27 protein-coding genes are annotated in these 25,091 nt (G+C 39.8%); all 27 read right to left on the bottom strand.

Features of this window, described 5'->3' with window-relative positions:
- Positions 1–424: hypothetical protein (locus FJ218_06250; GenBank protein MBM4166501.1), on the bottom strand; the 424-nt coding region annotated here is incomplete at its 3' end.
- A 26-nt stretch (positions 425–450) separates the two neighbouring features.
- On the bottom strand, positions 451–1,383 hold the full coding sequence (locus tag FJ218_06245) for a hypothetical protein (protein ID MBM4166500.1): 933 nt from the start codon (positions 1,381–1,383) through the stop codon (positions 451–453).
- A 10-nt stretch (positions 1,384–1,393) separates the two neighbouring features.
- Positions 1,394–1,720, bottom strand: a complete 327-nt coding sequence (locus tag FJ218_06240; protein MBM4166499.1) for a hypothetical protein — start codon at positions 1,718–1,720, stop codon at positions 1,394–1,396.
- Positions 1,695–1,910, bottom strand: a complete 216-nt coding sequence (locus FJ218_06235; protein ID MBM4166498.1) for a hypothetical protein — start codon at positions 1,908–1,910, stop codon at positions 1,695–1,697. The genes FJ218_06240 and FJ218_06235 overlap by 26 nt, the downstream gene beginning before the upstream one ends.
- 195 nt (positions 1,911–2,105) lie before the next feature.
- Positions 2,106–2,336: a DUF4926 domain-containing protein gene (locus tag FJ218_06230; GenBank protein MBM4166497.1), complete on the bottom strand. Its 231-nt coding sequence runs from the start codon at positions 2,334–2,336 to the stop codon at positions 2,106–2,108.
- Between the two features lie 12 nt (positions 2,337–2,348).
- Positions 2,349–2,681 carry a hypothetical protein gene (locus FJ218_06225; protein MBM4166496.1) on the bottom strand — a complete coding sequence of 111 codons (333 nt, stop codon included), beginning with the start codon at positions 2,679–2,681 and terminating at the stop codon, positions 2,349–2,351.
- Between the two features lie 15 nt (positions 2,682–2,696).
- A complete protein-coding gene (locus FJ218_06220) occupies positions 2,697–2,915 on the bottom strand; it encodes a DUF2283 domain-containing protein (GenBank protein ID MBM4166495.1) in 219 nt (72 codons plus the stop codon).
- The gene (locus FJ218_06215; GenBank protein ID MBM4166494.1) at positions 2,912–3,154 is read right to left on the bottom strand and encodes a hypothetical protein; all 243 of its coding nucleotides are present in this window, start codon (positions 3,152–3,154) and stop codon (positions 2,912–2,914) included. Before FJ218_06215 ends, FJ218_06220 begins: the two co-directional genes overlap by 4 nt.
- A gap of 144 nt (positions 3,155–3,298) precedes the next feature.
- Positions 3,299–3,664: a type II toxin-antitoxin system VapC family toxin gene (locus tag FJ218_06210; protein ID MBM4166493.1), complete on the bottom strand. Its 366-nt coding sequence runs from the start codon at positions 3,662–3,664 to the stop codon at positions 3,299–3,301.
- Positions 3,651–3,905 carry a hypothetical protein gene (locus FJ218_06205; protein MBM4166492.1) on the bottom strand — a complete coding sequence of 85 codons (255 nt, stop codon included), beginning with the start codon at positions 3,903–3,905 and terminating at the stop codon, positions 3,651–3,653. Before FJ218_06205 ends, FJ218_06210 begins: the two co-directional genes overlap by 14 nt.
- A gap of 150 nt (positions 3,906–4,055) precedes the next feature.
- Entirely contained in the window at positions 4,056–4,274 is a 219-nt protein-coding gene (locus FJ218_06200; protein MBM4166491.1) for a type II toxin-antitoxin system RelE/ParE family toxin, read from the bottom strand.
- A gap of 75 nt (positions 4,275–4,349) precedes the next feature.
- Positions 4,350–7,256, bottom strand: coding sequence for a response regulator (locus FJ218_06195; protein MBM4166490.1), 2,907 nt, complete (start codon positions 7,254–7,256; stop codon positions 4,350–4,352).
- Between the two features lie 110 nt (positions 7,257–7,366).
- Positions 7,367–8,650 carry a DUF1343 domain-containing protein gene (locus tag FJ218_06190; GenBank protein ID MBM4166489.1) on the bottom strand — a complete coding sequence of 428 codons (1,284 nt, stop codon included), beginning with the start codon at positions 8,648–8,650 and terminating at the stop codon, positions 7,367–7,369.
- A 12-nt stretch (positions 8,651–8,662) separates the two neighbouring features.
- A complete protein-coding gene (locus FJ218_06185) occupies positions 8,663–9,196 on the bottom strand; it encodes an NUDIX hydrolase (protein MBM4166488.1) in 534 nt (177 codons plus the stop codon).
- 278 nt (positions 9,197–9,474) lie between these two features.
- Complete coding sequence (gene gltA / locus FJ218_06180) at positions 9,475–10,917, bottom strand: NADPH-dependent glutamate synthase (GenBank protein MBM4166487.1); 1,443 nt, start codon at positions 10,915–10,917, stop codon at positions 9,475–9,477.
- Positions 10,918–10,955: 38 nt separating this feature from the next.
- Positions 10,956–11,795 carry a sulfide/dihydroorotate dehydrogenase-like FAD/NAD-binding protein gene (locus FJ218_06175; protein ID MBM4166486.1) on the bottom strand — a complete coding sequence of 280 codons (840 nt, stop codon included), beginning with the start codon at positions 11,793–11,795 and terminating at the stop codon, positions 10,956–10,958.
- Positions 11,796–11,967: 172 nt separating this feature from the next.
- On the bottom strand, positions 11,968–13,347 hold the full coding sequence (locus tag FJ218_06170; protein ID MBM4166485.1) for a hypothetical protein: 1,380 nt from the start codon (positions 13,345–13,347) through the stop codon (positions 11,968–11,970).
- Positions 13,344–14,489 (bottom strand): hypothetical protein, encoded by a 1,146-nt coding sequence (locus tag FJ218_06165; GenBank protein ID MBM4166484.1) that lies wholly within the window; start codon positions 14,487–14,489, stop codon positions 13,344–13,346. The genes FJ218_06170 and FJ218_06165 overlap by 4 nt, the downstream gene beginning before the upstream one ends.
- Positions 14,489–14,725: a hypothetical protein gene (locus FJ218_06160; GenBank protein MBM4166483.1), complete on the bottom strand. Its 237-nt coding sequence runs from the start codon at positions 14,723–14,725 to the stop codon at positions 14,489–14,491. Before FJ218_06160 ends, FJ218_06165 begins: the two co-directional genes overlap by 1 nt.
- The gene (locus tag FJ218_06155) at positions 14,722–14,931 is read right to left on the bottom strand and encodes a hypothetical protein (protein MBM4166482.1); all 210 of its coding nucleotides are present in this window, start codon (positions 14,929–14,931) and stop codon (positions 14,722–14,724) included. Before FJ218_06155 ends, FJ218_06160 begins: the two co-directional genes overlap by 4 nt.
- A gap of 14 nt (positions 14,932–14,945) precedes the next feature.
- Entirely contained in the window at positions 14,946–15,944 is a 999-nt protein-coding gene (locus FJ218_06150) for a dihydroorotate dehydrogenase-like protein (protein ID MBM4166481.1), read from the bottom strand.
- 75 nt (positions 15,945–16,019) lie between these two features.
- Complete coding sequence (gene nifJ / locus FJ218_06145; GenBank protein ID MBM4166480.1) at positions 16,020–19,592, bottom strand: pyruvate:ferredoxin (flavodoxin) oxidoreductase; 3,573 nt, start codon at positions 19,590–19,592, stop codon at positions 16,020–16,022.
- Between the two features lie 381 nt (positions 19,593–19,973).
- Entirely contained in the window at positions 19,974–21,110 is a 1,137-nt protein-coding gene (locus tag FJ218_06140) for a KamA family radical SAM protein (protein ID MBM4166479.1), read from the bottom strand.
- Between the two features lie 240 nt (positions 21,111–21,350).
- Complete coding sequence (locus FJ218_06135; GenBank protein MBM4166478.1) at positions 21,351–21,821, bottom strand: GNAT family N-acetyltransferase; 471 nt, start codon at positions 21,819–21,821, stop codon at positions 21,351–21,353.
- The gene (locus tag FJ218_06130) at positions 21,818–22,903 is read right to left on the bottom strand and encodes an ATP-grasp domain-containing protein (protein ID MBM4166477.1); all 1,086 of its coding nucleotides are present in this window, start codon (positions 22,901–22,903) and stop codon (positions 21,818–21,820) included. The genes FJ218_06135 and FJ218_06130 overlap by 4 nt, the downstream gene beginning before the upstream one ends.
- A 110-nt stretch (positions 22,904–23,013) precedes the next feature.
- Positions 23,014–23,970, bottom strand: a complete 957-nt coding sequence (locus FJ218_06125) for an ATP-grasp domain-containing protein (GenBank protein ID MBM4166476.1) — start codon at positions 23,968–23,970, stop codon at positions 23,014–23,016.
- Between the two features lie 361 nt (positions 23,971–24,331).
- A partial coding sequence (locus tag FJ218_06120; GenBank protein MBM4166475.1) for a T9SS type A sorting domain-containing protein occupies positions 24,332–25,091 on the bottom strand: 760 nt, incomplete at its 5' end.

Below are 25,091 nucleotides of genomic sequence, written 5' to 3'. Positions count from 1 at the left end.
TTATTGTCAACGGAGGCTCATAAATCGAAAACGTTTTGCTAAAAATAAAAACTCTTGAATTAGATGATGAACCGATAATTTTAATTTTGTAATTATTGCTAACATCTATCGAGGTTGAGATTTCCCAGATGAATTCTCCAACGTCACTGGCAGCGGACACAATATTCCCTAAGTTCTCATCTCCCTTGTATAACTCAATATCAACATTATCAAATTTTTTTTTATTTTGCCACTGAATTAAGCATGTTCCACCCTTGGGAAAGGATTCTCCTCCGTGAGGTTGCAGAATAGATAAGTCAAATTCAGATTCTCCGAAAAACTGAGATGTTAGAGTTTCAGGATTTTTGTCCGCACAACTGTTCAGATTGATTAAAATTATTAAGACAAAAGAATGTATGTAGCAAAAAACTTTTTGTTGTTTCATTTTATAAGTGCATTATTGATGAATAATTACAACCTATTGAAATAAGATGAATAATTACAACCTATTGAAATAAATAGTTGGTCCCAATTTCTTTTTTCTAATCCGATTGAGCGTTTATACTCTCCGACAATCTTCATCAAAGGATGAAAATTTATTTCTACACCAGCACCATAGAAAAGAGAAGATGTATTTGCCTGACTTGTTGGACTTGAAAATTCTTCCATCGAAATAGCAGAAAATTGATAACCGGAAATAATCGAAGGTACAACATATTGAAGACTTGGAAGTACAAGAAGTGATAAAGAAAAATTCATCCCCCTATGGCTTATTGAATCTCCAATAGTTGGTGCGTCAATTGATGTCGTAAAAAAGTTTATATCAAAGTTGAAAGGCATGTGTGCATATTTAATTCCCAACTCTATCCCCCCACTATTTTTAATTATACCATTATCTATTGCATTTTTAAAAGTGGAGTTGAGGAAACTCGTTTTGTTCCACCCTGCATGAATAATAAAGCCATTGAGGTTGTCTTTGACTTTTTCATTTCCAATAAAAATATCTGAAAGTACGTCTACAGTAGTTCTGATTTCCTCTGCTTCCACTTTCGCAATACACGCATCTCCGTCAAATAAGTCTACATCTTCAAAGACATTCCAATAAATGTTTTTCCAACCGCTACCGGAAACCGTACCAACATCACCAGAAACAGAATGTGGAGATATAAAATTATCTCCACCATCTGAAGATACCCGTACCGTCACATCATAAGATTGGTTTTCCTTTGAAGGAGATAAATAGTACTTGATAAGAACTTTGTCGTTTTCTGCTCTTAAGGAAACATCGGAAATCGTTTGCGCATTTGTCCGTTGCGTAACCAAAATACTACATACACTTGCAAGTAAAATAGTACGGAGTAAAAATTTTCTCTCGTTGCGGCGGGAGGTAAAGGTGTGGTGCATAAAATTGCTTTCAAATAATTGTCAAGTCGTGAGCAGTTATCAATATTTCCTCTTGTTGAAAACGGTGTTTTAACTCTTCTTTGTAGTCCTCAAAAAACTCATTACTTCTTCCACTGGAAAAATCTACAACGGTAAATACAACAATTTTGTCGAGGTACGTTTGTTTCTCGCCGCGCCAAATTCCCCGTAAAGGAAATTGCCGTTGTACCGCAGTAACGCCGCCAAATCGTTCAACCAGTTCTTGCTCAACAACGTCAAATTTTTCTTGTTCGACTTCTGAGCCATCGTTATACAAAATCGGCAGAAAAATTTCATACTGCCGTGCTATACTGGACATCGGGCTTATTAAATTTCGTTGTTTCTGTTTTTACTGTTTCAAATGGGAGCCCAGCATTGCAAAGGGCTTCCAATTGCTGAGGACTAATTTCATAAATGTAGTCTTTAGAAATTCTCGTTACCGGTCCAATCTTTGTAAGGAATTTCCAGATTGTTCCCCATTGTTCTTTTTGGATTTTTATTGTAGGCATAGTTTTTCTTTCTTCTTAAAAATTGCGGCGTAAATTTACGATTCTTTTGTTTTATCGTCAACGTTTGTGTCTTTGCTCATTGCGCAGCCAAAACACAACTTACACTCGCAAGTAAAATCGTAAGGAGTAAAAATTTTATCTCGTTGCGGTGGTGCATAAAGTCAAGGCAAAAGTAAAAATGTAAAGTGTAAAAATTTACGCGGCAAGCAATTCTCTCACGTGCAAAATTTCATTATGCTCCATCGGGCGTATGTCTTTTTCTTCCAATGTAACAACAGCAACAGTATTTCCTTCTGCTGTTACAAATTCTACTTCATACGCATCGGCGTTTTCGTATTTGTACACAATTGCGCCAACATCGCCAATGGTTAAATGGTGTTCGTGTATATTTTTTGCTAAAACTATTGTATCGAGTTCGTTAAACATATTGTTACCTTTCTATAATGGATAGAGTGTTACAAAACGAGGAGTAGTCTTTTCGTGTTCGATAATCCAAATGGTTCTTATTTTTATTGTCGTGCCGTTTGGTGAGTTTAGTATTCCATCAATAACGTATTTCATTCCGTAGTTTGTTTGCAGTGTTTGCGTTATTGTTTCTTTCTTTGCAATTTCTAATAGTGCATTTTCAAGTTTTTCTATATTCGCTTCATCAAAACCAACTTTTCGTAAAACTCTCATCTTATGTTTTCCAACACTATGCAACGGAGAAAGTAAATAATCAGTAAGTTTTTCAAACGGAACATACGCATTTTCTTTATGGGGAAGTTGCATAAAACCAACAAAACCTCACGCTGCAAGCAATTGCATTTCTGCGGGCAATTTATTTACAATCAACTTTTTCATTTCTATTTTGTTGCTTGCGTTGTCAATATCAATGCCAACTAAATTTCCAACTTCATCGTAATCCAACACAACTCCATCGGAAATTTCTTTACTCTCTACACTCGTCTTTGAAGTTAAATCAATGTAAAGCGAATCTGTTTCGGGATAATATTGTAATCTCATAATCTAAAACCTCTATCGGGAAATGGGTTGTGAATTGTTGTTGTATCTTCTAATGTAATTACTCGTAAAACTCTATTGCCAAGTTCTTCAATTCTTCCCCAAAATATAAATCGGTTGTGTTCTTGTGGCTCTATTTTCATTGGGTTTTCTACTACTCTTATACACCATTCTTTCTTCAAGTATGGTCGCTTTCGTAACACTTCGTTTTCAAAATACGGTCTAAAGTTATAGGATTTCATTCAGAAATAAAATTTGTGTCTTTGCCCGTTGCTCAACCAAAACACAACTCACACTTGCAAGTAAAATCGTAAAGAGTAAAAATTTTTCTCTTGTTGTGGTGCATAAGGGCAAGGCAAAATAAAAAATGTAAAGTGCAAAAAATCTTATTTCAAAACTAAAACATTTATCTCGTTAACCTTTTTCAATTTCTTGTCATACGTAAGTAGCGTTGCATCTTTGTAAAGAGAAGTTGCGCAAATCAATGCATCGGGTAATTTCAATTTATGGTTTTTTCGTAAGTGAATTGTCTCTCGTTTTATTTCCTGATTCATTTCAATAATTTCAATGTCGCTCAAGAATTGTTCAATAAGTTCTTCGTTTTCTTTTGTCAATTTTGGGTAGGAGAGCAATTCCAACTCTGTCACAAATGAAATAGAAAATACTCCATCGGGAATTGTTTCTAAATCAAGTTTTCCTCCCAGCGCATATAAAACTGCATTCGTATCCAAAAGAATATTATTCCCACTCATCGCGTATCGCTTTTTGGAATTTTTTGGGGTCAATGGCTAACTTTATTTTTCCAACATAGGAACGCAGAGCATGTTTGTCCATTTTTTTTCCGGTTGTTTTCATTCTCAACGATTGGATATACTTCATCACATCCGAAATTACCTCTTTGGGAAGTTCCTGAATTTCTTGTAAAAGCATTTCTGCCGAATGTGTTTGCACCGTAACAGAGTATTTTGTTGTTGGTTCTTTAACTTTTGACATAGTGTTTTCTTTCAAAATTTCTGTTTCAATATAATAAATCGTTTACGTTCGCATCCGTTGCCCAACCAAAACACAACTTACCATTGCAAGTAAAATCGTACGGAGTAAAAGTTTTCTCTTGTCGCGGCGCATAATGGTAATACAAAATTTTCACAATAATTTTTTCCATACGTCTCTTCTGCCGTGCATAACAGTAAATACAAACGCAGTTGTTTCGGTAAGCAAATACATTATCCGGTAGTTATCCATAAGCACTTCACGCATAAATTCATTATCAAACTCCGGAATCTTTCTTCCGCTTCGGGGAAAATGTTTTAATCGGCAAACGGAATGGATAATTTTTTGAGGATACAATTTTATGTGTGGCAATCGTCAGTAATGCAACGGTATTTTCAATCCAAATTGCACTATTGTTCTTTATTTACACGCATTTTTCACTACCATTTACTCCGGTTTCAAAATTACTCCTTTGTTTTTGTGTGCGTTCATTTTTACAACGAGCGGCAAAGCAAATGCAAGATGACGCGTATATATTTTTTCTTCGATTGCAACTTGTTCCAAAAGCCATTGCCAATCTATAAATCCACTATTCATTTTTGGAACCACGCTGAAATATCCCACCATAAACGACGTGATGTTCTGAAAAAAATGAGAACCCTGCGACGGCTCAACATCCATATCTTTGAACGGAGTTTCAACAATGACCTTGGCGCCGGAAATTTGGTCCCACTTTACCGGAATTCCTAACCACGGGTCTAGCGTTCCCCATCTTCCAACGCCAATAAGCAAGTACGGTTTCTTTTCTTCGCAAAGTTTTTCATTGAACAAAGCGACTTCTCTTGCTGTTTCTCTGCTCTGCGCACGTTCGAAACGATGAATATCTACAACGATGATATCGTAAATGTCGCGACTAACTCCATTTCCCAATATCCGATCGCTCTCGCACAAAATTTTATTTTTTTCTACATCATCAAACCGCAATTCCTGAAATTCTCTTCCGAGAACAAGCGGACGCATTTGCAACAATCCAAACTGTTTTGGTTTTCCCGATGCAACGGAAAGATTCACAGCAAATTCTATTTCCACCGGCGTACCCATTCCCCAACTTCCCAAATCCAAAATCATCGTGAGAATTTGCGGAAGCGGAAATATTTTGTTCCGTAATATCGGCGCAAACGTTACCACACGAATTCCCTTTTGGGAACAACCGTCATACACTACATCATTATCGAGAGAATACGTTGAGCCAACATACGCAAGCGTTCCGTCGGCTTCCGCAATATCAATCGAATGCGACTGCACAAGCGCATCATCCATCGAACGAAAATCATGTTCGTTGCTTTGAAATTTCAGTGCAAAAAATTCCGTTTGATTATTCCGCAGCGTTTCTTCTGCAGAAGAAAATTGCAATAAATGCGCGGGATATTTTGGACAAAAACGTACGGTAATTCCTCCGTCAACAATGATTTTTCCCAAACCCAGCGCAACGGAAACAATACCATCCAACGGTTTTTGCGGCGGCAATGGATAAAAATTATACGACTTTGCAACGCCGGAAATATCGGGATAAAAACGAATCGAATGTTCGGCTCCAATCATTTTTTGAATGATTACCGCCATCTTTTCTTCTTCTAAACGATACGATGTTGCTTTGATATATTCTTTCGCCGAATGAAAATACGTAGATGCATATACTCGTTTTATCGTGTTCAATAATTCTTCCAAACGCGTTGCCGTATTGCTATTGTTATTCGGAATCATATACGTGCGATACACTCCTGCAAACGGATGATATTGCGAATCTTCCAGAAGACTTGATGAACGCACGGCAAGCGGCTCGTGTATCATTTCCAAAAACATAGAAAGTTGCTGAAGAATCTTTTCGGGAAACGTTTGTGCGCTCAGAAATTTTTCCGTGATTTCTTCATCGTTGTTGGAGTTCAGCGCAAATGTTCGCAGTTCATTCATATCGAGAAATTTGTCGAACACTTCCGTTCCGAGAACAACGGTTGTTGGAACAACAATTTCTACGCCGGAAAATTTATTCCGAATATCGTACATTGTAAGCAAAACATTGATAAATCCTAAACCGCGCGCTTTTCCTCCCAACGAACCTCCCCCGATTCTTGCAAAACTGTTTTGCGGGTCAAATGTTTCTTTCACAAAATCGGTGATGAGTCCTTTGCGCTGAATGAAACGATAACTGCGAAGACACGAAACAAGGTCGTCGCGCATTTCTTCTTCTGAATGATAATCCGAAATATGACGCGGACGCAACTGGTATGCAAGTAAAAATTCCGTTCGCGCTTTTAACCAACGCGAAAAATGATTGCGTTCTGCATGAAACAACACACTTTCAATCGGAACAGAACGGAGATTTTCCTCCAAGGATGTTAAGTCCGTTGCAACGCCAACTTGTGCACCGTCCGAGGTGCGAAAAATAAAATCGCCGAAACTGAAAAAATTGAAAATAAACTCGCGCAGTTCACTCATCAATGTTTCAGAATTTTTTGCAAGAAATGATGCGCCAATGTTCTGTGCTTCTTTGCGATGTTCTTGTGATTGGGATTGCAGGAGAACGGGAATGTCAAAATATTTTTCTTTTACATTTTGCACAAATTCAATTCCAGCATGCGAATTTTGTTTTCCGTTCTGAAAAAAATCAACATCGGAAATAATGCCGAGAATGTGTTCTTCATACTTTTGAAAATATTCCCACGCTTCTTCATACGTTGTGCATAACAGAATTTTCGGACGCGCGCGCATTCGTAAATACTTATGAGAGAGATTCATTCCTTCGGAAATAAGTCGCCGCGATTGTTCAAGAATTTCCGAATAGATCGCAGGAAGAAACAATGAGTAATATCGTATGTCGTCTTCGATAAGTATAATGGATTGAACGCCTGCGGTTTTCGTATCGTGTTCGACATTCATTTTATCCTCGAGATGTTTAATGATGCCGATGATGAGCCGATAATCTCCTTGCCATAGAAAAATTTTCGTGAACGCCGAAACATCGTGATGCGTTACCAATTCTTTCAACTCGCGGTCGTCGTACGCAAGAAGGATGATGGGAATGGAAACTCCTGCGTCTCGAATAAGTTGCGCAAACTTCAATGCGTGCATATCTTCGATGTGCAGCGTTGTAATCAAAAGGTCGAATCGTTTTTCTTCCGACACCAGTTTCAATGCATCTCTTCCACTGGATACGCGGGTAATTTCCGGTGCGTGGCTGATGTACAAATCGTGATACTCGTTGCGAATGAGTTCGTACAGTCTTCCATCTTCTTCAAAAAGATACAAATCGTATAAACTGGAAACGAGAAGAACATCGCGGATCCGTTGCCGCATAACATTTTGAAATCCCTGAAAGCGAGAACCAAAACCACCTTCAATCCAAAGAGGGTCAAAGTCGAATTGCGTTGTTTCAACATTGTTTTTCATTTATGGAAAGCAGAACATTATTCGTACAACAAATATTTCTTTCGCATTTCTCCAAACGCATTCGCATCAATTTTCCACATTGCAGAAATTTCTTTCGCGCTTTTGTGTGAAAGAATTGCCTCGCGAAGTTTTCCCGTTCCCGCCAATCTGTCGAATTGTTTTTCGTTGAAGCGAAGTGAATCGGAGAATAGTTTTTGAACTGCAACAAGGAGAGTAATTGCCGTTGCAAGCGGTTCAAATTTTTTTTCGTCTGTAACTTCAAGAAAAATTCCGTTGCATAGTTGATACGCAAACTTCGGAGAAATTGCGCGCTGCGTATTCGGCAACGGTGTAAATTCTGTCACAGAAAATTGTATTCCGTTCAATTGTTCGCTCGAAATTTCTTTCAGCAATTGTTTGCTTTCTATCCACGGTGCGCCGATAGTTTGAAACGGAAATTCTGTTCCCCTTCCTTCGGACATATTTGTTCCTTCCAACAAACACGTTCCCGCATACACGAGAGCAGTAGATAGAGATACAATATTCGGCGAAGGAGAAATCCACTGAAGTTTTGTATCGCTCCAAAACATTTCGCGCTCATAGTTTTCACAAGGAATTATTTTCAAATCCAAATGCTCGCTGTTCATAATCCACTGCTCGCCGACAATCATTTTTGCAAATTCTCCTAACGTTAATCCGTGACGATTGGGAACGGGAAATTTTCCTACAAACGATTGTAATTGTTTTTCAAGCAAAAATCCTTCAACAGCATTTCCTCCAATGGGATTAGGTCTGTCAAGAATGATGAACGGAACGTTTTGCTTTGCGGCGGCTTCCATACAATTTGCCATAGTCGAAACGTATGTAAAATATCGCGCGCCGACATCTTGTACATCGAAAATGAGTATATCAATCTTGTTCAGCATTTCATTTGTTGGATGCAACGTTTTTCCATACAGAGAAAAAATCGGAATGCCGGTTGCGCTATCCATTTGATTTTCAATTGTTTCTCCAGCAGAAATATTTCCACGAAATCCATGTTCGGGAGAAAATATCGCTGTGATGTTGATGTTTTTTTCTATACATACATCTACGAAATTTCTTTTTCCCTGTGCATGCGATTGAACGATGGATGACGAATTGCAGACAACGCCAACGCGCTTTCCTTCAACAAGGGAAAAATTTTTTTGGAAAAAAACTTCAGCACCGATTTTGATTTGTGCAGAAAGGGGAATGCTGCGAGTTAAACACAGCATACAGAAAACGGTAAGTAGAGAAAAGAAACGAAGCACAAATCTTGAACGACTAAAAAATAATGCCATAAAAAAATCAATCTACTGAACAAACTGCTTCGCAATGGTCCACGCGGCAATCGTCATTCCATCCCAAATAATTCCTTGAAAAATTTTTTCATTAATTTCATCCTTCGATAGACAGACAATTTCAAACTCTTCCGATTCATCGTGCGGAACGATTGCGGGAAACAAATGTTTTGCAAGAAATACTCTACACAGTTCATCGGTAACGCCGTTGTAAGGATTGAATTCGCCGATGCAAAGAATTTCTTTGGCGGCGTAGTGTGTTTCTTCGGCGAGTTCACATTTCGCTGTTGCTTCGAACGAAAATTGTTCTTTCACGCTTCCGCAGGGAAATTCTAAACTTTCTTTGTTCATTACATAACGGAACTGATTCACGAGGAGAAATTTTCCGTCGTTCAAGATAGGAATAATCATTGCAGAACCGTTCGTATGAACGTAATGATATTCGCCAGAATTTCCGTTGGGAAGAACGACATCATCTTTTCTGTACGTCCACCAATGATTTTTTAATTCAAACGTTTGTCGGAGTTTTTTCCAGGGAGTAAGCATAAATTCTCTTGCACAAAAGTACAAAAAAAAATTTCATCGCTGAAGATTGCCGGTTGAGTATTTGAGATTTGGGATATGCGATGTGGGATTTGAGATTTGGAATTTTCCCCTTTGCGTTCTTTGCGCAAGACTTCGCGTTACTCTGCGGTTAAACACTATTTCTTTTTACCGCAAAGTGCGCAAAGTTTTTCGCAGAGTTTCGCAAAGCAACGAACACTAAAACAAAAAAAGAGGGAACGCATTGCGACGAACCCTCATGTTTGTTATTTCTGTGTTACTTATGCAAGAACCGGCTCTGCAATTGTTGTCGCGGTAAATTGCTCTTCGAGTTTTTTACTTTTCGCTTGCAGATATTTGTGTATTTCTTTGGCTGCAATTTTCCCATCACCCATCGCAAGAATAACCGTTGCCCCGCCGCGTGTTAAATCTCCGCCAGCAAAAATTCCTTCGCGGCTTGTTTGTTGAACATCGTTCACAACAACGGTTCCCCGTTTCCCGACATTCAATCCCGAAGTTGTTTGCTGAATTATCGGATTCGGTTTTTGTCCGACTGCTTCAATCACTGTTTGCACGGGAATAACAAATTCGGAATCTTTGATTGCAACCGGTTTTCTTCTTCCCGAATCATCGGAGTCGCCGAGTTCCATTTTCAAACATTCGATTCCGCACACCCAATTATTTTTGTCGCCAAGAATTTTTGTAGGATTCGTAAGCAGTAAAAATTCTATTCCTTCTTCTTCCGCATGATGAATTTCTTCTTCGCGCGCAGGCATTTCTTCTCGTGAACGACGATAGATAAGATACGCTCGTTCTGCTCCCAATCGTTTTGCTGTGCGCACTGCATCCATTGCCGTATTTCCTCCCCCAATCACTGCAATTTGTTGACCAATTCGAATCGGTGTATCGTATTCGGGAAAACTGTACGCTTTCATTAAATTGATACGTGTAAGAAATTCATTCGCAGAATACACACCGCTCAAACTTTCACCGGGAATTCCCATAAACGAAGGCGTTCCTGCTCCTGTTCCCAAAAAAATGGCATTGAATTTCCATTCGTCAAATAATTCATCAATCGTTGCAGTTCTTCCGACGAGAAAGTTCGTATAAATTTTTACTCCAAGCGCTTGAATACGTTCTGCTTCGATATCAAGTATTTTTTTAGGTAGACGAAATTCCGGAATTCCATAACGAAGAACACCGCCGATTCCGTGCAACGCCTCAAAGATAGTAACCTGATAACCAAGTTTTCCTAATTCAGCGGCGCAGGTAAGTCCCGCAGGACCTGAACCAACGATTGCAACCTTTTCGTCCCTGCGTTCACTGATTGTTGGCGGACAAAAAAGATTATTGGCAAGTTCAAAATCGGCAACAAAGCGTTCTAATTTCCCGATAGCAACCGGCTCGTGCTTTTTTCCCATTGTGCAAACCTGTTCGCATTGTGTTTCTTGCGGACACACGCGACCGCAAATTGCGGGAAGGTAATTTGTTTCGCGAATTTTTTGAACTGCGCCAAGATAATCTTTCTGCAAAATTAGTTGAACAAAACTGCGGATATCAATTCCTACGGGACATCCTTCCGTACAAATAGGATTTTTACATTCCAAACATCGCTTCGCTTCAATGAAAGCGCGTTCTTCATTTAAACCGAAAGAAACTTCGAGAAAATTTTTCTTTCGTTCGCTTGCTTCCTGTTCGATAGAATGTTGTCGAGCAATTTTCATTCGCTCCGAGGGTTTCATCGTATTGACATTTTGCATACTTATTTCTCTAATTGGCATTGATGTGTAAATAATTCGTCGGATATTTTTTCCATAGCGAGATATGAACGACTTCGCATAAGCATTTCATCAAAATCCACTTGATGTCCATCAAATTCCGGTCCATCTACGCATGCAAATTTCATTTCGCCACCGATGGTAACACGGCAACCACCGCACATTCCCGTTCCATCCACCATTATTGCATTTAAACTTACGAGCGTTTGAACATCGTATTGTTTCGTAAGCAGCGAAACGAATTTCATCATCGGAAGCGGACCAATTGCATACACGGCGGAAATTCCAAGAGGAGCATCGAGCAAATCTTTCAGTTGGTCAGTAACAACTCCTTTTCTTCCGTAAGAACCGTCATCGGTAGTAATAAACGTTTTATCGGAAATTTCTTTCATTTCGTTTTCAAGAATAATCAATTCTTTTGAACGTGCGCCGATAATCGTATAAATTGAGTTGCCCGCTTTTTTCAACGCTTTCGCAATGGGTAACATTTCTGCAGTTCCAACGCCACCGCCAATGCAAACAACCGCCCCGTGGTTTTCAATCGGCGTCGGATTTCCCAGAGGACCTACAACGTCAAGAATATAATCGCCAACGTTTTTTGTTGCAAGAAGTTTTGTGGTTTTTCCAATTGCCTGAACAATCAGCGTTATCGTTCCTTCCTTCGCATCGCTGTCAACAATCGTGATAGGAATTCGTTCGCCGTGTTCTTCCACGCGAAGAATAACGAAGTTGCCGGCTTTTCGTTTGGGAGCAATAAATGGCGCTTTCACGACATACTTCGTAATTGTCTGTGAAAGTTTTTCTTTGTGAGTGATTAAATACATAAAGTAAAATAGTTAGTGAATAAATTCATCGCCTTCGATACAATCATCGGAGAAATTACAAATGCTATGAGAATATTATCGTCGTTGCGCAAGAAAAAAATGATATGTTGAAAAAAAACGTTGTTTTCAAATCGCATCTTGGGTATACTTTCATCTTAAAGAAAACGAAGAACTAATGTTCTTCAGAGTATTTTTGAGAAAAACAGCGAGCAGTTTGCGTTTTGACAAAAAATTCTTTCGGAAAAAAATCAGATTCAATGCGATATTTTTTTTGCAGCAACCAAATGAATATTTCTGCAGGGAAAATTTTCGATGCGGAAAGAAACGCAAACAATGCGCCCGAAGCCGCTTTATCCGCTTTGCAAAGTTTTCGAAACGGAAAACGAAAAATTTCTGCCCGCGTGTCCGGAAGTTCCAGTGATTCATCTGCAAAAATAACAGATGAAGGAGAAAGCGTTGCAAAAATATTTTTCTCGCGTAATTCACAAACACCTTCATTTGAAACAACAAGCACGGCATCGGGTTCGTCAATTCCCGTGTAAAAAATTTCCGTGGGACTCAAACAGATTTCTGCAAGAGAAAATCCTGAACCTTGCGTAACGGGATTATCATTTTTTTGTGTGCATCGCAATTGCGCGTGAACAGCCGCTTCGCAAAAAATTCCCGCCGCCGATTGCACTTTTTCACCCGCACTTCCTGCGAGAATGATTCCGATTTTTTCTTTCAGTTTATGTTTGCAAGGTTGCGGTATTTCCTCAGAAACGGTTTCCGTTTTCTCCTTTTTCTTTTTAGGAAATTTAGCAGAATAGATTTTTCCGAATTCATCCCGCTCGTTGCGGTTTTTCAATATTCCCGTTTGTTGCCCGTGCTGTTCAATAATTTTCTGAAGCATTGTTCCCGAAAGTTCATTGCGCGTTGTTCCGTGTTCCGTGCAGAGTTCAACAATTTCAACCAGCGCAAAACCGGGATGAGCAATTGCTTCGGCTATGACTTCGGGTAAATCTTTATCCGTAGCAAGTTTTCTTGCAACAAAACCTGCGTGCGCATCCAGCATCACGTTGCAAATGTCAAGAGGAGGAACAAAATTTCCTGAAGGTGTTGTCGGCGTAATAAATTCTATCGGAGAAAAAGAAGAATGTTGTCCTCCGGTCATTCCGAAAAGAAAATTATTGCACAGTAATACTGTTACATCAACGTTGAGTAATGCGGCTTGTACGAGATGCAACAAACCAATCATCGCGCCGCCATCGCCGATGAACACCACCGTTTTTAATTTTGAATCGGCAGAAACGCTATCGGCAAGTTCTATTCCGGTTGCAAAAGCCGTTGAGCGTCCGTGCGTAGTATGAACCGTATGCAGTGTATCGAACAACGCATCTACTAAACCAATACAACCGATATCGGAAACGATGCACAAATCTTTGGGAGTGAGATTCAGTTTCGCAAGCGCTTCATCAAGTCTACGAACAACGTGTGTATGTCCGCAACCTTTACAGAACGGCATCGAACAATTTTTTGCGAGATATGTTGCGTACGTGTGCGGTGCATTCATACTATTGTTTCCAGGATTTCAGCGGGAGTAATCATTGACCCGATTTTATTGACGCCAATAATTTCCTTGTTTTTCAAGAAGGGAGAAAGAACGCTACGATATTGACCGGAAAAATTTTCTTCCGCAATGACGACACGTGTAACGTTTTTGGACGCAGCGAGTATTTCTCGTTCAGGAATCGGAAACAGCGAAAGTATATTCATCGAAGAAACTTTTTTCCCTTTTGTTCTTGCGTGAACAATTGCTTCACGCATTGTTCGCGCAGTAATTCCGTAACTGATAACTAATGTTTCCGCGCCTTTTTGTGTGTCGTTTTTTACAACAACCAAATCGTCTTTTCTGAAGCGAATTTTTTCTTCGAGATGGTGAAGCACTTCTAACGTTTCTGCATCGTTTTTTTTCAATGCGCCAGATTTATTGTGCGCAGACCCTGTAGCCGTAACTTTCCATTTCTCTCCGACGGCGGCAAACGGTGGAACATCGCTACTGTTATGAAAAGCATACGTTTGAAAATTTCCGCTAAATGAAGTTGCAAAAGAAAACTGCACCCGGTTTGCGGGAATCAATTTTTCCAGTTCTGAATAGTTCACACTTTCCGTTGTCATCCCAACTTCTTTATCCGTGAGTAGAACAACAGGATTTCGCAATAATTCCGCCCACGCAAAAGCAAGCATCGTCATTTCAAAACTCTCCAAAGGAGTGCTGGGACAGAGAACTGGTATTGTATATGCTCCGCTTGTGCAAAATTCCGTCATCAGTACATCACCTTGCGCTCCTTGGGTTGCGCCGCCGGTGCTTGGTCCCAAACGTTGAACAAGAGCAATAACAACCGGCGTTTCCGTCATCAACGCATATTGAACGGTTTCTATCATCAATGCCCATCCGGGACCGGAAGTCGCTGTCATGGATTTTACTCCACGCATTGAAGCGCCGACACAATATGCAAGCGCAGAAATTTCGTCCGGCGCACTTATTGCGACATTGCCTTGTTGTTGCAAGAATTCCAACATACTTTTGTAAATACCGGATGCGGGAGTTATGGGATAACCGGCAAAAAATTTACATCCCGCTTGTATTGCCCCTTCGGCTATCATTTGATTTCCGGTGCGGAGTTTTACGTTTTGTTTTAATAGAGAATTCATCAATCTGCAATCGGAGTTTCTGTTTCTCGTATGATTGTTATTTCATCCTGCAAATGTTCGAGTTTGAGCAAACATTCCAGATGCGTATCGAAGAGTTTTGAAAAACATTTTTGCGCATCAAATCCTGCGGCGAACATTGCATGTTCGTAAAATTCTGTCAATGTTTTTTCACGAAGAATCGCTTCAGTTATCAACTCGTCTTCCGTGAACGTTGTATAGGTGTTGGTCGTATTCATTTGCTGTTTACTTCCGATGCGTATTCTTCATCGGCTAAATTAAGAATTTGGGAAAGGAGATTTTGCATAATGCGTTTATTCTTTTTCAGTTGTTCTTTGTACGAAAACGTTTCTGTTTTATATATCTCTTCGCGTTCGTCGGCAATTGCGGAAGTGAGAAGGTGAACGAGGATTTCGCGCTCTTCAGTTGTAATTTCGATAAGCATATAAATCTGAAACGTTATCGCAGTAATTGATATTGATTCAATGCTTTCATATAATTTGCTCGCTCAAAAGCAGCAGGGTCCGCAATAGATTTTTGACTCATACTTCCTTTCATTTGTTGAATGGAAACATATTCGTGTTCCATCATCCACCGTTCCACATCGTTCAACACTTCTTGAATTCGTTCTGGGCCGTTTTTGAGTAACGCAGAACACATCATCGTAACATCTGCGCCCACCATAAGTAATTTCAGCACATCCTCCGAAGTATGAATTCCACTGGTGGCAGCAAGATATGCTTTCACTCTTCCGTAAAGAATGGCAATCCATCGCATCGGTAATCGTCGCGCGTGAGGAGTACTGAGAATAAGATTCGGCATAATTTCTAATGTTTCAATATCAATATCTGGCTGATAAAAACGATTGAACAAAATCAAACCATCAACGCCTGCGTTATCCAAGCGTTGAACAAAATGTGCAAACGAAGAAAAGAACGGACTTAATTTCATTGCTACCGGAATCGAAACAGAACTTTTTACTGCGTTCAGAACTTCAAAGTACCGATTTTCAACTTCTTCACTCGGAAGAAAGGGGTCGGTGGGAATATAATATACATTGAGTTCAATCGCATCCGCTCCTGCTTCCTGCATTTTCTTGGCGTACGAAATCCATCCGCCAACGGTAATACCGTTCAAACTTCCGATTACGGGAATATGCAACGATTGTTTTGCTTTGAATATAAGTTCGATGTACTCATCGGGACCAAGATTGTATTCGCGCGACATCGGAAAATATGTGAGCGATTCGGCAAAACTCTCCGTTCCGTACGAAAGATAATGCTCTAGTTCCGCCATTTCGTGCGATATTTGTTCTTCAAAAAGAGAGTACATAACAATTGCCGCCGCACCGCTATCTTCAAGTCGTTTCATACTATCGAGCGTATGCGAAAACGGTCCTGCGGATGGAACAATGGGATTTTTAAGTTGAAGTCCGAGATACGTAGTTGATAAATCCATAACGTTTGCTTATTTGAATGTGAAAGTATTCGTGCTAATAGCGTTCGTGCAATTCATTCATTGCGGAAACGAATATTATTTTTTTTCTTTACTTGTTTCGTCTTCGCTTGCGAGTAATTCATACATTTTCCAGCGCATTGCAATATCTTCTTCTGCAAGTGCTGCAAGTTGTTTTGCACGCGCGGGATGACTCATCGCGAGCATTTTAAATCGCGTCTCGAGCGATGTAAATTCTTTCAATGGAAGTTTCGGCGGTTTCGAATCGAGTTTGAATGGATTCTTTTTTTCTTTTTTCAACAATGGATTATATCGAAATAACTGCCAGTATCCTGTATCCACCGCAACTTTTTGATTTTGCATGCCCTTCGTCATATTGATTCCGTGCGCAATGCAATGCGAATACGCAATGATGAGCGAAGGTCCATCGTATGCCTCCGCTTCTATGATTGCTTTTACTGTATGGGTATCATTTGCTCCCATTGCAATTTTTGCAACGTAAACATTTTCGTACATCATCGCAAGCAATGCAAGATCTTTTTTCGCCGTTGGTTTTCCGACAGCGGCAAATTTCGCAACGGCAGAACGCGGCGTCGCTTTCGACATTTGCCCGCCGGTGTTGGAATACACTTCTGTATCCAGCACGATGATATTCACATTTTTTCCTGATGCAAGCACGTGGTCAAGTCCTCCATAGCCAATATCATACGCCCATCCGTCTCCGCCAACAATCCATACGCTTCGTTTCACAAGATGCTCGGCAACATTGAAAAGAAACGTTGCATCGGAAGTTTTAAGCGATGGTAATTTTTCTTTAAGAATTTTTATCCGTTGTCGCTGTTCATAAATTTCCGATTCATCATGTTGCGTTGCATCAAGAATTTGTTGCGCTAATTGTTCCCCAATTTCTGAAGATAATTTTGCAACCAGTTCGCGTGCGATTTCTGTTTGTTTATCAATCGAAAGACGCATTCCCAAACCAAACTCCGCATTATCTTCGAATAATGAATTTGACCACGCAGGACCGCGCCCGTCAGCGTTGGTAGTCCACGGCGATGTCGGTAAATTTCCTCCATAAATGGAAGAACATCCGGTTGCATTGGCAATAATTGTTCGCTCGCCGAAAAGTTGCGTAATAAGTTTTACGTACGGAGTTTCTCCGCATCCTGCGCACGCGCCAGAATATTCAAACAACGGTTGCAAAAATTGAGAACCTTTTACCGTATCAAAATGCACAAGTCTTCTGTCTATTTCCGGAATGCTTAAAAAGAACTCGTAGTTCGTCCGTTCGATTTCGCGAATAGGTTCTTGAGGTTTCATATTGATGGCTTTTGTTTTAACTTCCGATTTGCTCTTTGCTGGACAAATATCAACACATAGCCCGCAACCGGTGCAATCTTCGGGTGCAACTTGTACTGTGTATTTCAATCCTTTGAATTCCGTTCCTTTATAATCAGTAAATAAATATGGTTTCGGCGCGTTTGCCAATTCTTTTTCATCATAGATTTTTATACGAATTGCTGCGTGCGGACAAACGATGGCGCATTTGTTGCATTGGATGCAAATTTCTTTTTCCCAAACAGGAATTTCAAGAGCAATATTACGTTTTTCCCATTGCGCTGTCGCAACAGGAAACGTTCCATCATTTGGCATCGAACGTACAGAAAGCGAATCGCCAAAACCCGCAATGATGCGCGCAGTTACGTCTTGAACAAATTTCGGAGCGCGCAATGATACTACGGGCGGCATTTCCATCGTGCTGGTGATGTTATCGGGTACGGTTACTTCAAATAAATTTGCAAGCGTTTTATCAACGGCTTCAAAATTCTTTACAATGATGTCTTCGCCTTTTTTCCCGTAGGTTTTTTTTATCGAATTCTTAATTGCTGCAATCGCATCTTCGCGCGAAAGTACACCGCTGATAGCGAAGAAACACGTTTGCATAATAGTATTGATGCGACCTCCCATTCCCGTTTCTTGTGCAACGTTGTACGCATCAATAACGAAAAACTTCAACTTCTTTTCAATCAGTTCTTTCTGAATATGTTTCGGAAGTTTGTTCCATACTTCTTCTTTGGAATAAATACTGTTTAAAAGAAAAACGCTTCCTTCATTTGCATATTGCAACACATCGAATTTTTCGAGAAAGAACCATTGATGGCACGCGATGAAATTGGCTTTCTCAATCAAATACGGCGCGCGAATCGGTTTGGGACCAAAACGCAAATGCGAAATTGTTGTCGAACCGGATTTTTTCGAATCATAGACAAAATATCCTTGCGCAAAATTTTCCGTGTCTTCACCGATAATTTTTATGGAATTCTTATTCGCGCTTACTGTTCCATCAGCGCCAAGTCCGTAAAATATTGCGCGTACAACTTCGCTGCTTTCTATATTAAATGCAGTGTCGTATTCAAGACTCGTAAATGTAACATCATCGTTGATTCCAATCGTGAAATGATTTTTCGGTTTTGGTTTCATCATTTCATCAAAAATTCCTCTTACCATTGCCGGTGTAAATTCCTTGGAAGAAAGTCCGTAGCGTCCTCCAATGATAGTCGGAATTTTTTCAAATGAATCAATGTATTCCATCACTGCATTGATAACATCAAGATACAACGGTTCGCCGCTTGCTCCCGGTTCTTTTGTTCTATCAAGCACTGCAATTGTTTTTACTGTTTTCGGAAGTGCGTTGATGAAATGCGCAATGGAAAACGGACGATACAAACGAACTTTGATTACGCCAACTCGTTCTCCGCGTTCACATAAATACTTCACCGTTTCTTCAACTGTTTCTGCGCCGGAACCCATTACGACGATTATTCTTTCAGCATTCGGAGAGCCAACATAATCGAAGAGTTGATATGTTCTTCCAATAATTGTTCCGAATGTGTTCATCACGTTTTGAACAATTTCGGGACAGGCATGGTAAAAAGAATTCACTGTTTCGCGCGCCTGAAAAAATACATCAGGATTTTGCGCAGAGCCGCGAAGCACCGGATGTTCGGGAGACAATGCTCGTAGACGGTGTTCCTGAATTTTTTCTTCTTTGATGATTGCATGAAAATCATCATCGCAGAGTTGTTCAATTTTATTCACTTCGTGCGATGTTCGAAATCCATCAAAAAAATGTAAAAACGGAATGCGGGTTTCTAGTGTTGATGCGTGCGCAATCAGTGCGAGATCCATTACTTCTTGAACAGAATTGGAAGCAAGCATTGCCCATCCGGTTTGTCGCGCTGCCATTACGTCGCTGTGGTCTCCGAAAATTGAAAGTGCATGTGTTGCTACGGTTCGCGCGGCGATGTGAAATACTGTTGGAGTAAGTTCACCCGCAATTTTATACATATTCGGAATCATCAGTAACAATCCTTGCGCCGCGGTGAACGTTGTAGAAAGCGCGCCGGTTTGTAATGCTCCATGAACTGCACCCGCAGCGCCGCCTTCGCTTTGCATTTCGATAACGTGTGGAATTGTTCCCCACAAATTTTTTCTTCCTTGCGATGACCATTCATCCGCCCACTCACCCATATTCGATGACGGAGTGATGGGATAAATTGCTATCACTTCACTTAATTTATGAGCAACGTATGCGGCGGCTTCATTGCCATCAATAGTAACGGGGGAACGACATGAACTGTTTTCAGACATTTGGGTTTCCTTCAAAAAATTCGGATTGATAGTAGAACAATGTACAAACGTATTGACTAAACAAGAATTGTTCCATTTTTCTTTCAAACAGAAAAAGAAAAAAACGTAATGCAATAATGTATTTACTGCGTTTCCTTATCATTCATGAGAAGTCCCAAAACAATATTTTTCAAAGGTGAAAGCAACATTGACGCAATATGCTCATCAGCGTGTCAAGTTATAATTACGTAGCACGGAAATCTCGTTGCCGTTCGAAATATCGAATGCAAAATCTTGCTCCCCTGCAAGTACGTTTTTTGCGTGAACAAGATGTCCGCATTAAAAAAAAAACCCGCCCATCGCAACAGATGAACGGGTTTTTCTTTTTAAATAAATACGAAATTACACTTCCATAACTTTCTCAGTTTCTCTGGGAACAACGCGGGATTTTTTCCGAAAGAATTTCGCTTCGGTTTCTTGCGGCGCGGGAATTTTATCTTCAACAACATCGGGATATGAATAGATATCGTATTTGTAATTGCGAAGAATAAAATCATTTCCATTTTTCCCGACAACATATTGCGGAAGCATTGGAATTTTTCCGCCGCCTCCCGGCGCATCAATCACGAAGTACGGAATTGCAAGTCCTGAAGTATGTCCGCGCAGTTTGTCCATAATTTCCAAACCGACGCGAACGGGCGTGCGAAAATAATTTGTTCCTTTCGTTACATCGGCTTGGTAAATGTAATACGGACGCACACGCATCGCAAGAAGTTTTCTCATCAACTCCAACATAACATCGGGATTATCGTTCACGCCTTTCATCAACACTGCTTGATTGCCAACGGGACATCCGGCATCAGAAAGCATTCCGCACGCGAGTTTTGCTTCGGGCGTACATTCCCACGGATGATTGAAATGCGTGTTCACATAAATCGGATGATATTTTTTTATTGTGTTGCACAATTTTTTAGTAATGCGTTGCGGGAGGACACACGGCATTTTTGTACCGAGACGAATTATTTCCACGTGAGGAATTTCGCGTAATGCTTTTAAGACTTTTTCCAACATATAATCTGTAAGCATTAACGGGTCGCCGCCGGAAAGTATCACGTCGCGAATTTCCGTATGCGCTTTGATGTAATCAATGCCATCTTGCAAAAACTTCATATTGATTTTCGAAGAGTCGCCGACTTTTCTTTTGCGTGTGCAAAAACGACAATACATTGAGCATTGACTCGTTACCAAAAACAACACTCTATCGGGATAACGATGCGTGATGCTTTGCACGGGAGAATCGCGGTCTTCGTTCAGTGGATCTTCAAGTAATCCGTCGTCAAGCAATTCGCGTTCATCGGGAATGCATTGCAACCAAATCGGGTCGCCGGGATAACGAATGAGCGAGAGATAATACGGATTGATGCGAATGTGAAAAAGTTTATTGAGTTGGTTTGAAATTTTTTCATCGAAACCAAATCGGTTGACTAAATCTTTTCCGCTATCTACGCTTTTGCGCAGAAGTTCTTGCCATAGTTCCATAAAGTGTGTTAAGGTTGTGAGAAATAATATTTATTGATTGTCGTTACACTATTTTGTAAATGCATTAGAAATTTCAAATTACAAATATCAAATGTCAAACAAATTCAAAATTCCAAGTATCAAACTTTTTAAAAGTACGTCTTTGGTAATTTGAAATTTAGTATTTGCAATTTATTTGTCATTTGAGTTTTGGGTTTTGTAATTTTATTTTCTTGTTTGCTTGTAATGTAACACTTAGTATTAAAGATACTTTCCATAAATAATCAAATCATCATCACTTTTGTAGTAGCCGACGATGCGAGCAAGTTGCTCAAAACCTTTCTTGATATAAAATGCGCGCGTAGGTGCATACTTTGGCGTTGATGATGTTTCTGCAATAAGAAGCCGCGCATTTTTTTTTCGTAAATACTCTTCGGTGAATTGCACTAACTGCGTTCCGATTCCTTTGTTGTGAACTTTGGGCGACGTTGCAATCCAATACATATCGTACGTTCCTTGTGTTGCAGGCGTTGGACCAATGCACACATAACCGAGAACTTCAACACGTTCATTGACGTACGAAAATATTTCATAATCTTGTTGTTCGGCATCGTTTAAATAAATTTCTAATAACTCTTTCGCAATTGCAATTTCCTCTTTGTTGAAAACTTGTGTCGCGCGAACAATGTCGAGAATTTGTTGTTCATCTTTTTGTTGTGTTGGACGAATCATTGAGCGCGTTCGAGAGCATACGAAACTATCTTTCCGATAATTTCTGTGTACGAAATTCCTGCGGTTCGAACGGAACGAATAAATCCCGCTTCGTCGCAAATATCGGGATTCGGGTTCACTTCGAGCACAAACGGTTCATTTTTTTTCGTTAATCGAATATCAACACGAGCGTAATCTCGACATTCCATTATTCGGAATGCTTGCATGGCAATTTCTTTCACGCGTTGTTCAACATCGGACAAGAGTTCTGCGGGGCACTTTCCGTTTGTACCGTCGTACTCCGGCGTTCCTTTCATCCATTTGGCATTATAGGTTACAATTTTCGGAAATCCATTGGGCAATTCTGAAAAATCAATTTCTGATATCGGCAATGCAACGATTTCAGTGTTTCCAATAACGGCAACGTTCAATTCTCTTCCATCAATATATTCTTCAACAATCGCGGCTTGATGAAATGTTGTGTTCACGTATTCAATTTGCTGTTGCAAATCATCGAATGATTCGACAAGGGATTTATTTTCTATGCCGATACTTGCATCTTCTCTCGATGGTTTTACGATAAGAGGAAACCGCACGCCGAGATGTTCAAACTTCAACCGATGCGCGCGTTCACAAAGAAAAAATTTTGGCGTCGGAATATGATGATGCGATAGAATTTCTTTTGTGCGAATTTTATTTAAACATAAACCAAGTGTAACGGAAGAAGAACCCGTGTAAGGAATTCCGAGCAGTTCATACATTCCTGCAATATGCATTTCGTGAATTGCTTTCTCTCCTAATCCTTCAACCAAATTAAAGATGACATTCGGTTTTTCTTCGGAAAGAAATGTGAGTAATGCTCGCACATCGTCGGATGCATTGAAGAGCGATGTTCGAAATCCTAATTCGTTTAAGGCATTGGCAACATCTTCGCGTTCTTTGAGTACTCCAACTTCCGATAAATCAATTGAGCCGGAATGTATATGCTCAAAGTTCTGTATCATTTCTTCTTCTGAAAGAAACGTTCTTCCTTCGCTTGTTTGTATTGTCGGATTGTTGAAGATTACTGCAACGTGAATATTTTTTTTCACTTGTGTTGTCATTGAGAGCGCCAGCGAAGCAAACCGCTAATTGTGTCGTAGTTTCGAGAAGATTGCTTCGTCGCTCCGCTCCTCGCAATGACAATGATATGATATTTTTTTTTCGTACTCATCTAAAAAATTTTGTAACGCTCGCACGCAACATCGAGAACCGTGCAAAGCATTTCATCGTATTCCATTCCAGCAGTGCGCGCGGATTTTGGAAAACACGAGTTGTCAAGAGGATTCGGAAGAATTCCCGGAAGCGGATTTACTTCAATAATGTTCGGAATATTTTTTTCATCGAGGCGAATGTCTACTCTGCACCAATCCCGAATACGAAGCATGCTGAATGTTTGCATACAAATTCGTTCAATTTCTTTTTGCAGCGACGAAGAAATATTTGCTGGACATTCATAAATATCAAGCGGATTATCAATCGTATCCCAAATCCATTTTGCTTCGTACGAATAAATACGATTGACATTTTCCGGAAGCGAATCGAAATTGATTTCAACGATGGGAAGCATTCGAACATTTTTTCCATTTCCTAACATTGCAACCGTAAATTCTTTACCAGATAAATATGTTTCAACGAGAACTGGTTGCTCGTACGTCAAAAGAATTTTTTCAACTTCATTCTTCAATTCTTTTTCGTTGCGTACAACACACGAGTTATAAATTCCTTTGCTCGAACCTTCGTGCAATGGTTTTACAAATAATGGAAAATCAAATTTTGATTTTTGAAGTTGCGAAATGTTTTCAATAACAAAGAATGGAGCATTCGGAATTTTGTAAAAGGAAAGAATTTCTTTTGTGCGGGATTTATCAAGACATGTTGCAAGTGTCAGCGAATCAGAGCCAGTAAAAGGAATATGTAAAAATTCAAGCATCGCCGGGATATGCGCCTCACGCGAAACGCCGTTCAATCCTTCCGCAATGTTGAATACTATTTGCGCTTGCTGTTCGCGAAGTTGTTCAAATACTGTTTCGTCTGCTTCGATGAGGGAAACATTGTGGCGAGTTTTCAGTGCAGATTCAATTGCCTCAATTGTTTCAATCTCGTCCCACTCTGCATACGTATCGTTCAATCGGGAATGTGTTGATGGAATTGTTTGTGCGGTAATTCCGCTCGTACTAGGAGGGTCTGAGTCTTCGTCAACGTACACATGTTGCGTCTTATGCTCTTCGTGTTTTACGTTATAGACTAATGCTACATCGAGATTAAAATATTGTTGATGTTGTGTACTCAGAAAAATTTTTTTGTATTGTTAAACAATTTGCGTGTGAAATATAAAAAAAATAATTTCACAGACAACTAAATTTTCGCGAGTAGTGAAAATTTTTTTTCTGTAATAATTTTTTTGAGATGGAAAAAAATATTCTAAAAACAACAAACCCTTCTTCGATAATGAAGAAGGGTTTGAAAAAAAGAAATGCGATTGAAGAAAATTACTTTATCAAAATCATTTTCTTAAAGTCTTCAAAACTATGTTTTGAAGATTGAGTGGAAATTCTTGCAAAGTATACACCCGATGCGAAAGGTGATGCATCGAATTGTAATTCGTGAGTTCCTTCTTCTAAAATTTCATTGTTGGAAAGCGTTGCAACAACTTGTCCTAAAATGTTGTACACTTTCATCGTTACCGTTGACCGAACAGGTAAATCGAAACTTATCGTTGTTACCGGATTGAACGGGTTCGGATAATTTTGGTACAAAGAAAATTCATTGGGAATATTTAAAGACGGAAAATCAATTTCATTCTTTGCAAGTGGGTTCGGATTAAAACGCAAATACGGTGCGACAGAAATTGGATTCCCTGCGCCGATTCGCAATCCTCCAGCAATTAATTGAGTTGTATCGAGGTACTTGAGTGTGTCCAATTTATCAAGTATCGTATCAGAAAAAGAAGGATGATACCGGAACGCACGATTGATTCTCGTTAAAACGGAATCCGCAGTAGAGGGCAAAACCGTTTCGCTGTTCATTGATGCGAGCGGGCGACCTCGGAATGTTAATAATGAATCAACCAGATTTGCAATTTCACCAATCGTAAATCCGTTTAATGCATTGTTGACATCACCATCATCATACAATAAATTTGCTAAGCCGGGAGTAAGAATGGAATCTTTGCTTCCTAACAAATTCATTTTTAACGCAATTTGTTCACCCGCTAAATGATTCGGCGCTTTCAATAATCCTTTTTTCTCA

The sequence above is a fragment of the Ignavibacteria bacterium genome, from assembly GCA_016873775.1.
GTDB lineage: Bacteria > Bacteroidota > Ignavibacteria > UBA10030 > F1-140-MAGs086 > JAGXRH01.
This window is presented reverse-complemented; position numbering and strand designations above follow the sequence as displayed.